Source organism: Bacillota bacterium (assembly GCA_012839765.1).
Classification (GTDB): domain Bacteria; phylum Bacillota; class Limnochordia; order DUMW01; family DUMW01; genus DUMW01.
Window position 1 is genome coordinate 1 of record DUMW01000112.1, and the last position, 10,787, is coordinate 10,787.

Consider the following 10,787-nt stretch of genomic DNA (forward strand, 5'->3'; position numbering starts at 1 on the left):
CGGGGGCGAGGGTAATAATCCGAATCGCACCCTGGGCCAGTTCCTGAAGCCGCTGGAATTCTTCCCAATCGGGGAAGGAGACGAACTGCCGCGGATGGGCCCCCCGGGGACCATCCTCCGGGGAAATGTAGGGGCCTTCTAGGTGGACCCCGATCAGAGCCCTTGCGATGAGGCGGGAACTCTGCCGGGCCTTGGCAATGGATTGGAGGATGCGGCCAATCCAGCGGAGATCACCGGTGACAATCGTAGGACAGAATTCCGTCACCCCGTGTGCTAGGAGTCTTTGGACCACCGCTTCCCATTCCGCTGGGTTTAGGATATCGGAGCCAAAGTCCCAGCCGAAACACCCATTGATCTGGATGTCCACCAATCCCGGCGCGATATAGGGCAGATCCGTCCGCTGTTCCGGAAGGTCCCGGATCGATTCAATCACGCCATTTGAGACCGTGACACAGATCGCCTTCTTCGTTCGATAATGCCGTCCAATGACTTCTTGCACATTGATTCATCCTTAACAAAGTTTTTTTCAAAACGCCACCGGTTTACCCGTCTGGGCCGACCGGTAAAGACCGGTGATCAATGCCACCGCATTCCGTCCTTGCCGTCCGTCCACCAAGGGTTGTTCTCCCCTTTGGATGGCGGACACCACATCAGTCAGCTGGCGAAGATGTCCTTCGGCAGCAAGGGCCGTCGGGTCACTGGCCACACCGGTGGCCTCCTCGCCCGCCACCACCACCGACTCCTGTCCTTCCGGGTCCCTGACTACCAGCCGGTCGTCCTCTAGGATGAGAGTGCCCCCTTCCCCGTGGATCTCGATTCTCCGTGGCATCCCGGGGTTGCAGCAGGTGGTGGCCTGGAGAACCCCTACCGCACCGTTGGCGAACTCCAACAGGCCGTAAGCCACGTCCTCCACTTCAATCTCATGGAAGAGGGTATAAGTCCTGCCCACCACCTGGGTGACGGATCCCACAAGCCACAGCAAAAGATCCACCCCATGGATACCCTGGTTCATTAGGGCACCGCCTCCATCGAACTGCCAGGTGCCTCGCCAGCCCCCAGTGCGGTAGTACGCGGGACTGCGGTAAAACTTCATATACAGATCGGCCATCAGGATTCGACCGAGGCTTCCCCCATCCAGAAGCACCTTCGCCCTTTGGGCCGCATCGGAAAACCGCAGTTGACTGATGGTAGAGATGATCCGACCCTGCTTTTCGGCCAGGGTAATCAGGTGATCCGCATCGGCCACCGTCAAAGCCAGGGGTTTTTCCACAACCACATGGGCACCGGACTCCAAGGCACGCCGGGCCAGGGGATAATGGGTACCGCTTGGTGTACAGACACACACCACATCAAGTTCCGGAAAACGCAGGAACTCTTCAAAATCGCTGGTCCAGGGGACACCCGCTGCCCGTCCGAAGGTCTCCGCCCGCTCCCTCTCTTCGTCGCAAACACCGACTAACCTTGCGTCTGGAATCTTGGCTAACGCGGCCTGATGCCACTGGGCCGCCACACCACAGCCGACGATACCAAAGCCTAGTCTTTTCATCGGACAACACCTCATTCATTGTTCCAGGAGATTGGGACCCATCCATTACTGGGCTTCTCCTTACAGATACATCTTCTTTGCCCCGGCCGCGTATTCTTCCTCAAAGGCATAACCATCATAGCCGGGATCGTCTAGGGGAACCTCATCCAAGCGCACTACTTTGCCCCCCTGTTCTCTGGAGATCCGCCCGGCCAGCATAATCAGGATCGATTCTTTCAGAGCTTCCCAGGAAGCTAAAGTACTCTTCCCCGTTTCGAGGAAATCACAGATGCGATCCAAAAGTTGACCGTAGATTTTGCTGGTGTCCACCTGTAGATGGTACGTAGTCTTCGTCGTCATGGCCACCAGGACAAAAGGTTGCCAGATCCCGCGCCAAAGGTTATAGATGGCGGTGGTCCCGTTCTGGAAACGTATATAGTAGGTCTCGCAGATCTGGTCCTCGGTCTGACCGCTCCCTACATACTGGGTGCTCACCGCCCCAGTACCCAGGATAGCGCCGATGCCTTCGACGATGTGTACTCCATAGTTAAACTCATCAAGCCCTGCAGTACCAAAGACATTGAGGATCCGACCCCGTTCTGCTTCCGGGGTCTGCACCAAACCGACGATCTCTTCGGCATAACGCACCGAGGAGCCCCCGAGAACCACGGCCCCCGATTTTGCCCACTCCTCTAGGGTCAACAGGTCTTTCAGGTTTCCCACGATCGGCTTGTCGATAAACACAGGCTTACCCCGCTCAATAAAGGGCCTTGCATGTTCCACGTGTTTATCCCAGTTACATCCTTGGATAAAGCCAATATCCACATATTCCGCCAGTTCCTCTAAGGTATCGCAACGTTTCTCCAGGCCATGGTTCTTGATGAAGGCCTCTACCTCATCATCGCCGCGAAAGCCATCGTTATACACAGCGACATAGCGGGCCCGGTTGCCTTTCTGCAGATACCTGGAGAAAGCCAAGGGGTGCGAGACATCGATATTAACACAACCAATTCGAATCATCGGTCAGAGCTCTCCTCTCAAAAACAGTATTCCTCTTCTTCAATGCTTACCGGAGCACCGGTCGCGATGGACTCGTTGACCTTGAAGCTGATCACCGCAGCCCGTGCCGCCTTCATAAGGTCATTGGGTGGTGCGGTGTCCTTTAGGATGGCATCGGCAAACAGGTCGATCTCCACCGCTTGCCCTTTGTCCACCGCGGCAAACTCCATACTGACCTTTTTCTGCCCCCGGAAACCGTAGTACTCCATCCGGCAAAAATCCACGATGTAGATGGCCCGATGGTCGCAGTAGATCTCCGTGGCTTCCTTAGGAAAGTCAGGACAACCGGCACTGGAGATTAAGGTAGTACCCACCGAGCCGTCGGCAAAGGTAATGGTAACAATGCCACTGTCAGGGATACTCACCTTTTCAGGATCAAGAAAAGTACCACCGGCGGCATAGACCGAGACCGGTGGTGCTTCCACCAGCTCACAAAGCAGGTCAAAGATATGGCAGCCCTCTCCAATGAACCGCCCACCCCCGACCAAGGGATCATGGGTCCAATGTTGGGCGGGGAAGGGCGCCTGGAGGCGGTGGTAGATCAGCTTCTTACCGGATACTTCCCGCAGAAGCTCCCGGGCATTAGTCACCAGGGGCGCCATCCCGCGGTTATACCCAATAGTATACTTCACCCCATTTGCCTTCACGGCCTCGGCCACCCGTCGGCATTCTTCCCGGTTGAGCCCCATCGGCTTTTCGCAGAAGACATGTTTTCCTGCCTCCGCGGTTTGCACCGACAGGCTTGCGTGGGAATCGTGGCGGGTAGTGATGAACACCGCATCGATCTCGGGATCCTGCAACAAACGATTAACGTCAGTGGTGAAATACGCCGCTCCCGTCTTCTCCTGAGCCTTTCGTGCGACCTCCTCATTGAGATCCATTGTGGCCTGGATCTTGTACTTTGGATTCTTCATAAGATTCGGTACATGCATCCCCATTGCGAAGGAACCACAACCAATCAAACCTACTTTCACCATTTCTCTATTCCCCCCAAGTATTGCCTGATTCAGTAAAACCTAAGTCTTTTTTCGTCTACGCTACTATTCAACTTGTTGCCCGACCAAGCCCCAATAGTGGGGGCTTGGCTGAAAGATGCCACCGCTTTGTTCATAGAATCCCTCGTCCAGGGAAAACAGTCCCTGCCGGGGTACAAGCCACGAAGCGCCATCGCAGGGATGGTAGCTTTTTAGTCTTTCCCAGTCCCGGTAATTCCACGGGCCGTTTGCTTCCAGCACACCGATCTTCACCCCGGGCAGGGGGGCGAGTCGGGCAGCAACATTTTTGTTCCAATCTACCAGTAGAGGATTTACCGTAAGGTCGGCGCAAAAACAGTAGACACCGTGCCGGTATGCCATCTCGATCATCTTAAAGCTCATGCTAAGGGTCTTGGCAATGGGTTTGAGGGCAATGGCCCGGTAACCCAGCTGGATCCTCTCGGCCACGTCTTGGACCGAATGGGCGCTTTCATCAACCGCCATGGTAACGGGCAGATCGGCCACATCCACTTTGTAGGCCGCGGGGAAGGGCTCTTCAAAGAGCACGATCCGGTCCAAGGCACCGATCTCCGCCGCAAAGTCCAGAAGCTGCCACACCCGTTCCTTGCTATCATAGCGACCGTTAGCGTCTAGGTAATACACGGGATAACCACAGTCGGTATAAGGGGTCTCATAGTCCTTCACCGCCTGGTGGATGGCCAAAAGACGTTGCTGATCCCACTCCAGCATCTTCTGGGGATCCCCGTCCTTGGCCGGGTCAGACCCGATCTTGATCTTTAGGAAAAAGTGGCCTTCCTGCACTAGTCTGCGGACTTCCTCCAGGTCCATGCCGTAGGTAACAAGCGGGATACAGGCCAGGGAGGTATGCCGGGCCCCGAGGGCGGACCTTACGTCTTCAGGGATCAGGTCCGAAAAGGTGCTAATCCCCTTTTCCTGGGCATAAAGGAGCCAGGCGGCATCATCCACTGGAACAAGGGCGTTTAGGGCAAAGGTCACCGGCAGATTAGGGTTTCCCGTAAGCTGACAGCCCCAGGCGTGGGTCTTTGGCAGAAGCTCCTCCAGAAGCTCCAGCGGTGTGGTGAAGGTTCTTCCCTTAGCCAGTTCCAGGGCATAGGCGGTCATCAGAAACATCATCCCATTGCCCACCGCCTCGGGATAGCGGGCAAAAGTCTGCGCGTCGGACCAAAGCACACTTTGCACCCCCAGCCCAACTCCAGCGGCGTGGTCGCTTTCCAATAACGCCACCACCTGCCAAAGCTCTGTAAGATAGTTTCCTTTGAACCCGAAGGGGGTGGACAAGGCCTCTCTTTCGAAGTTGAGACCAATTCGACTAACCGTAAGCATGCTGTCACCACCTTCCATTCGGGTTTTGGTAATGTTCATTAAAGCAATTAATAATGTACTTCTACAAAGCCCCGGAAGTTCCTTCTTGGTCAAGAAAGTTTTTTATCTCCGCGTCCTAAAAGGACCCCACCCGTATCCTAGGCGGACAACAGCTAGCTGTCGCTCGCGCTTAGAACCAACCAACGGCTTGCCCGGGCGCTGTCCAAAGCCGATGGCAGTCCAAGTCTTACCACCGTACCCAAAGGGAACGCGCGCCATTCCCACTCTTCTGCTACCGATAGCAGTGTTGCGGGACCAGTAGTATACCAATTGCCGCCTAGAAGAGCCAACAGGAATCTGATTCCCAAGTTCTTGGTCAACTACCCGTTGCCATGCTTCTGCTGTGAGAGGGTATCCAATTTAGCCCGAAGACTGGACAAGTATGCGGTAGGCGACAAGCCTGTACATTTCTTGAAACATCTGGAAAAATAGTGAACCGAGCTAAACCCTAGTTTTTCCGCTATGGCGGTAATGGTATGCTTCTCCTCCCGGATTAGACGTTTGGCCTCCTCGATGCGTTTCTCATTATGATACTGAATGATGGGCTTTCCCGTATATTCACGGAAGGCCTGCTTTAGGGTGCTCTCCGCCAAATTGAACCGCCTGCTGAGTCCCGAATGGTATACGCGCGATGCAGATTGGTCTCAAGAAACTGCACCACTTCGGGAACCGTGCCATGGGCTTGACTTTGCGCGGCAGGTTTGAGGACTCGCGTAGTCTTTTCGGTGTAGAAGTTCCTCCGGATCAGGTCAATAAGAAATAGTTCCAGCAGATTCTTGTATCTCTGCTCAGCTCCAAAGGGAGCCTCTCTATTCTTACACATTCTGGGTCGAAAAGGCACATCAAAGGGACCCTCAAAGGCCTGCATTCCTGCTACCAGTAGGTCCGAGATGGCCCGCTTTTGCTCGGAAGAAATCTGTAAGATGCGCTTCTCGAAATATTTCATGGCCGGACTTTCTGTATAAAAAGAGGTGATAAACACATTCGGGGCGATCGCCCCGTTGCAGACGATATTATGGTACTCATTGGGTCTATGGAAGATCATTTCGTCCTTTTTCAAAAGCAAAACTTCAGAACCCGCGGTCACTTCCATTTCACCTTTATCAATATACACCAGTTCCCAAAAGGGATGGGACTCCCCCGCATATTGAACGTCCCTTGTAAACTCGAAATAATGGATAGACACCACAGCATCAATGCAAATCACGTTCCTAAGGGGCTGCTTGCAGTATCTAATGCGCACCAGCCTACCTCCTTTGCCCATTCAGTTGTGCCCATAACCCATTGTACTGTCTTTTTGTACAAAACAATAGTACTTGGAGCTAAAGAGCGTGCTGTATATTTCCCCTATTATACAGGTAAAAAAGGGAGTGGTAACGATGCGTGTGCTTGCCATTAGTAGTCATCCCGACGATGTGGAACTGGCCTGTGCGGGAACTCTAGCTCGGTATAAGAGCTTAGGTCATGAAGTGATCATTTGCCATGTGGCCAACGGCAACCTGGGCCACACTGTAATCCCGCCGCAGGAACTTAGGGAAATCAGAAGGCAGGAAGCCCAAATGGCAGGGGCGCTGATCGGAGCTGAGGTAATCACCTGCGACGTCGGTGATCTCTTGGTTTACGCAGGACAAAAACAACAACGGGACAAGATCGTAGATGTCATCAGAACAACACAACCTGATGTAATTATCACGCATAGTCCTAGGGATTATATGCCTGATCATGTGGCCGTAAGCCGAATAGTCTTCGACGCGTCCTTTGCCGCCAGCGTGCATCATTACCGAACCGAGTCCCAAGAGGTAGCTCCTCTCACACCCATCTACTATATGGATACTCTTGCCGGGATTAACTTTCAGCCCACCGAGTATGTGGATATCACCGACACTATCGAGCTGAAGTTGGAGATGTTAGCTGCCCATGAAAGCCAGATCAAGTGGATGCAGGCCCACGATCAGATCGATTTTCTCGAGTTCGTCCGGACTTGCGCCCGATTCCGCGGCCTGCAGTGCGGAGTCCCATACGCGGAAGCCTTCGCCCAGTGCCATACCTGGCCCCGACTGACCACCAAACGCTTACTACCTTAAGGAGGGATCGAAGTGGACTTAATCAGCACCCTGGAAAATTCCCTGTTGGAGGAGTTTTACCCCGCCGGCTGGGACCTGGCCAAGATTGACCGCTGTTGTGCCCATCCCCCAGAGAGCATCTCGGATCGGCAGCCTTTCTGGCACCCGGACTTTACACCTTTCCCCTGTGACAATGTGGCCGATTTCAACGTTTATATGGGCCATGAGATCGCCCGGCACATAAGGGACAGCCGCGAAGCGGGCCGCAAACTGGTACTGATCCTGCCCGTGGGACCCATGGGCATGTACCGTTGGGTCACCTATTTCCTCCGGGAATGGAACGTACCCTGCGATCACGTTTACGGGTTCAACATGGATGAGTGGAGCGACGCACAGGGAAACACGCTCCATTCGGAAAATCCCGGGTCCTTTACAAACGCCATGGAGCAGGCCTTCTATGGTCCTTTAGGCTCCCTTACGATTCCCGAAAATCAACGCTTCTTTGCCACCAAGGAGCAACTGCCCCAGTATCCGGAGCGGATCGCCCAGCTTAAAGCAGAGAACGCAAAAATTGTCCTAGTGTTCGGCGTTGGTCGGGTTTGTCACATCGCCTTCTGGGAGCCCCATTTCGCTGCGGATTTCACAAGTGAAGAGGAATGGAAAGCGCAAACTCATCGTCTAGGGGCAAAACTCCACCCCCTCACCATTGAGCAAAATGCCATCACCAGCTTCAAAAGCCGTACAACCCTTGTGCCTTGTTTTGCCAACACCATTGGCCCAGGGGTCTTCCTGCAGGCCGATGAGATCGTCGGCGGCTGTGATGGGGCCTTGTCCCGAGGCATGCAGTGGCAGGGCATGAGCCTGTGGATCACCTTACGATATGGACCCGATATTTGGCTTCCTTCGACCTACATGCCAACCTTGCCCGGCAAGCTCTTCTACTTGCGGGAACTGGCCGGTCCCCTTACCCCCGACTGCAATTAGGTATCGAATAGGAGGGGGCGGTTAGCCCCCGTCCTCTCACACCACCGTACGTACCGTTCGGTATACGGCGGTTCACCAAGCTTGACGAATTTGACGGTAACGTTCGGTGAGGCTCATCAGCCCTCGACTGCTCCAATACCGATTGCCCAGGGCTGTACTTAGCATCTGAAACACGCGCCAGTATCCATTCCGGGTATTGGCCAGTTTGTGTACAAGCCGTGTTCCGCCGTTGGGTTTCGGGATTTCGACCTTTCGTACCGGTTGGGCCTGGTAGGTACCCGTAGGGAGTTCTTCCCTGATTCTAGGCCAGTGTTCCTGAAGAACGTCACGTAATTCCATTACCGTAACGTTGTCAATTTCTGGAGCACCTTTGTTCTTCTTCACTCGTCGCAGGGTACGATACATGTTTCCCTTTTCTACTACCTTCTCCATCAAGACGTCGCCATCATCTTCGTGGGATGTGTTCATGGGTTGTGCCGGAGACATGCTCGGCCCTCTGCGGATTCACCGCTTCCTCCCTGAGGTAGGCCTCGTCTGGGGTTTTCTGCTGTCTTCGCATATCTCTCGAACGCACCAAGTCAATCCCTCACTCAGTGTTCGGCCTTTCACCGGTGATACGTCTTCACCAGCTACTACGGCCTCTGCTGACTTCTGCCGGCTCAGCCACGTCTTCCGACCTGGGTTGTCGGCATTGCCGACGTTCCCGGCAGACCTCCCCGGGTAAGAGTACTGTCTTTCCCTCCATCCACCCGCCACATACACTCTCGGCAGCCTTCGGTAGCAAGGACTTCGCTTTGTCTCGCAAGCTCATCCAACTGCCGCTAGCCTCCTATGTGGTTCCTGTTCGTCGGGCCGGAGGTTTGCTGTCCACTTCCTTCGGATCCAATCTCGCGGTAGGCACCCTTGTGTTAAGCTACGGCTACTGCTACCTTCGCCCTTCGGAACTCTTACCCTATAGATAGTACCCATGCCGGGCGCACGTACACGGCCGCGTCCTTTGCGGCGGCCGCTCCCGTGAGGGCCCGGATCAGATAGGTCTTCACTCCCAACGGATCGATTCTACAATTCACCGGCACCTCTCTCCAGCCGTCTTCGGGGTTCTTCTTCCTCGAGACCTACTCCACTGGAAAAACGACTGACCATCCAGGTAGCCAATATCGCCATGGCAAAACGGATGCCAAGGATCAAAAGGCCATTTACCCCAACGGCCACGAAGACCAGGGTATCTTCAAACATGGAATGGCACAACAACAAAAACAGAACGACCACCTGCATATCCTTCTTCGTGATCTCCCCGGATTTGGCCTCGTGGATGATCACCCCCGAACCATAAAAGAGGCCAAAGACGAGGCCCACAAGGAGGGGTACTGTGCTGCGTGGGGAGATCCGTAAGAACCGGGCCAAAGGATGGAGCCACCGGCTTAGGCCATCCAGCAGGCGGCTTTCTGAGGCATATTGGAGAAGGATAAACAGGGGAATAATCACCAGAGAGATACGCCCCACCAATAGGAGGACACTGGTTAACCCTTTGAGAATCAAAGCCATTGACCTCTATCCTTTCAGATCAATCTGCTTACTAAGAAGCCGGCAAAAAGGGACGCCCCAAGCCGAATGAGGCCTGCCCTCACCAAGGACATGCCCATCCTTTTTGCCACTGCGGTCTCCATGATCAAGGAATGGCCGATGGAAAGCATCACCGCAAGAATCGTAATCTCCCGCAGGGTCAATCCTAAGGAAGCCATGGCCCCGATGGCCGCGTAATAGTCAAGACAGTAGCCCAAAAGGAGTACCAACGCGCAGGAACCAGACAGACGAAAGAAGTTCATCAGTGGCTCACAGCGTGCGCTGAACCATTCCAGGACCAAGCTTGCTTCAAGAAGGGTAAGCACCACATAGACCGGCAAAACCACTTTGCTTAATTCCCATATGGTCTCCAGACCATGCCGCAGTCCCAGCTGGAGGGGCCCCCAGCCTAAGCACCTCTTTTCCATCCTTACTCCACCTTTACGCACCGATCTCCAGTGAACAGTCCATCCGACTCCCCTGACAGTATACGTACTTTATAGCCAGATCCTGATCATTCATTTGGAAGACAATCAGGTTCGCAGGGGCACCCACCTGCAGTCCCCGCTGCTTCTGCCCCAGCAAACGCAGGGGGTTAAGGGAAGCCATGTCGATGGCCTCCTCAAGAAGGCAGCCTGCTAACTTAACCGCGTTGAAAACACCTACCGGCAACAAGCTTACCGCACCGGCGAGGTACTCGGTGCCCGCCAGCACCACCTTGTCTCTTAGCACCTCCACCTGCTGCCCCCATAGGGTATAGGCCCCGTCGGGAAGCCCTGTGAGAGAAACAGCATCGCTGATGAGGATCGAACGCTGCACGCCTTTGGCCCGGATGAAGGACTTGAGTACATTGGCCGGCAGGTGCTTGCCATCGGCGATGAAACTAGCCATCAAGCCGTCGTTTCCCAATTGCTCGTAAATGTAATCGGCGTGGCGAGGCAAAACTGCATGACAACCGTTACCCAAATGGGTAGACAAGGTGGCGCCGCAGGCTACCGCCGCTTTAACCTCCTTGGCGGTGGCATTGGTATGGCCAATGCCCACCACCACCCCCTCTGCCACCGCTTTCTCTATAAACTCTAGGGCGTGGGGCAATTCGGGGGCGAGGGTAATAATCCGAATCGCACCCTGGGCCAGTTCCTGAAGCCGCTGGAATTCTTCCCAATCGGGGAAGGAGACGAACTGCCGCGGATGGGCCCCCCGGGGACCATCCTC

The 10,787-nt window shown here is 54.7% G+C and carries 13 protein-coding genes; 2 read left to right on the plus strand and 11 right to left on the minus strand.

The window, feature by feature from the left end:
• From GXX57_11090 to GXX57_11120, 7 genes are all read right to left on the minus strand, one after another.
• A partial coding sequence (locus GXX57_11090; protein HHV45192.1) for an N-acetylglucosamine-6-phosphate deacetylase occupies positions 1 to 433 on the minus strand: 433 nt, incomplete at its 3' end.
• Between the two features lie 93 nt (positions 434 to 526).
• Complete coding sequence (locus tag GXX57_11095) at positions 527 to 1,546, minus strand: Gfo/Idh/MocA family oxidoreductase (GenBank protein HHV45193.1); 1,020 nt, start codon at positions 1,544 to 1,546, stop codon at positions 527 to 529.
• A gap of 60 nt (positions 1,547 to 1,606) precedes the next feature.
• Complete coding sequence (locus GXX57_11100) at positions 1,607 to 2,545, minus strand: Gfo/Idh/MocA family oxidoreductase (protein HHV45194.1); 939 nt, start codon at positions 2,543 to 2,545, stop codon at positions 1,607 to 1,609.
• Positions 2,546 to 2,562: 17 nt separating this feature from the next.
• Complete coding sequence (locus tag GXX57_11105) at positions 2,563 to 3,561, minus strand: Gfo/Idh/MocA family oxidoreductase (GenBank protein HHV45195.1); 999 nt, start codon at positions 3,559 to 3,561, stop codon at positions 2,563 to 2,565.
• Between the two features lie 63 nt (positions 3,562 to 3,624).
• A complete protein-coding gene (locus GXX57_11110; protein ID HHV45196.1) occupies positions 3,625 to 4,941 on the minus strand; it encodes an L-alanine-DL-glutamate epimerase in 1,317 nt (438 codons plus the stop codon).
• 341 nt (positions 4,942 to 5,282) lie between these two features.
• Positions 5,283 to 5,555: a helix-turn-helix transcriptional regulator gene (locus GXX57_11115; GenBank protein ID HHV45197.1), complete on the minus strand. Its 273-nt coding sequence runs from the start codon at positions 5,553 to 5,555 to the stop codon at positions 5,283 to 5,285.
• Positions 5,537 to 6,205: a hypothetical protein gene (locus GXX57_11120; GenBank protein HHV45198.1), complete on the minus strand. Its 669-nt coding sequence runs from the start codon at positions 6,203 to 6,205 to the stop codon at positions 5,537 to 5,539. Before GXX57_11120 ends, GXX57_11115 begins: the two co-directional genes overlap by 19 nt.
• A 136-nt stretch (positions 6,206 to 6,341) precedes the next feature.
• Here GXX57_11120 and GXX57_11125 point away from each other — a divergent pair, with 136 nt between their 5' ends.
• The gene (locus GXX57_11125; protein ID HHV45199.1) at positions 6,342 to 7,046 is read left to right on the plus strand and encodes a hypothetical protein; all 705 of its coding nucleotides are present in this window, start codon (positions 6,342 to 6,344) and stop codon (positions 7,044 to 7,046) included.
• A gap of 12 nt (positions 7,047 to 7,058) precedes the next feature.
• Positions 7,059 to 8,009 carry a glucosamine-6-phosphate isomerase gene (locus tag GXX57_11130; GenBank protein HHV45200.1) on the plus strand — a complete coding sequence of 317 codons (951 nt, stop codon included), beginning with the start codon at positions 7,059 to 7,061 and terminating at the stop codon, positions 8,007 to 8,009.
• Positions 8,010 to 8,081: 72 nt separating this feature from the next.
• On the opposite strand, the gene GXX57_11135 is transcribed toward GXX57_11130, so the two are convergent.
• From GXX57_11135 to GXX57_11150, 4 genes are all read right to left on the minus strand, one after another.
• A complete protein-coding gene (locus GXX57_11135; protein ID HHV45201.1) occupies positions 8,082 to 8,495 on the minus strand; it encodes a hypothetical protein in 414 nt (137 codons plus the stop codon).
• A gap of 573 nt (positions 8,496 to 9,068) precedes the next feature.
• The gene (locus tag GXX57_11140; GenBank protein HHV45202.1) at positions 9,069 to 9,554 is read right to left on the minus strand and encodes a nucleoside recognition protein; all 486 of its coding nucleotides are present in this window, start codon (positions 9,552 to 9,554) and stop codon (positions 9,069 to 9,071) included.
• A gap of 14 nt (positions 9,555 to 9,568) precedes the next feature.
• Positions 9,569 to 10,000, minus strand: a complete 432-nt coding sequence (locus GXX57_11145; GenBank protein ID HHV45203.1) for a nucleoside recognition protein — start codon at positions 9,998 to 10,000, stop codon at positions 9,569 to 9,571.
• Positions 10,001 to 10,013: 13 nt separating this feature from the next.
• Positions 10,014 to 10,787 (minus strand): amidohydrolase family protein (locus tag GXX57_11150; protein ID HHV45204.1); only part of this gene is annotated, 774 nt, incomplete at its 5' end.

Excerpts from the sequence above, each read along its gene's own strand:
- GXX57_11095 (HHV45193.1), bottom strand. The coding sequence starts at position 1,546 with ATGAAAAGACTAGGCTTTGGTATCGTCGGCTGTGGTGTGGCGGCCCAG.
- GXX57_11100 (HHV45194.1), bottom strand. The coding sequence starts at position 2,545 with ATGATTCGAATTGGTTGTGTTAATATCGATGTCTCGCACCCCTTGGCT.
- GXX57_11105 (HHV45195.1), bottom strand. The coding sequence starts at position 3,561 with ATGGTGAAAGTAGGTTTGATTGGTTGTGGTTCCTTCGCAATGGGGATG.
- GXX57_11110 (HHV45196.1), bottom strand. The coding sequence starts at position 4,941 with ATGGAAGGTGGTGACAGCATGCTTACGGTTAGTCGAATTGGTCTCAAC.
- GXX57_11125 (HHV45199.1), top strand. The coding sequence starts at position 6,342 with ATGCGTGTGCTTGCCATTAGTAGTCATCCCGACGATGTGGAACTGGCC.
- GXX57_11135 (HHV45201.1), bottom strand. The coding sequence starts at position 8,495 with ATGTCTCCGGCACAACCCATGAACACATCCCACGAAGATGATGGCGAC.
- GXX57_11140 (HHV45202.1), bottom strand. The coding sequence starts at position 9,554 with ATGGCTTTGATTCTCAAAGGGTTAACCAGTGTCCTCCTATTGGTGGGG.
- GXX57_11145 (HHV45203.1), bottom strand. The coding sequence starts at position 10,000 with ATGGAAAAGAGGTGCTTAGGCTGGGGGCCCCTCCAGCTGGGACTGCGG.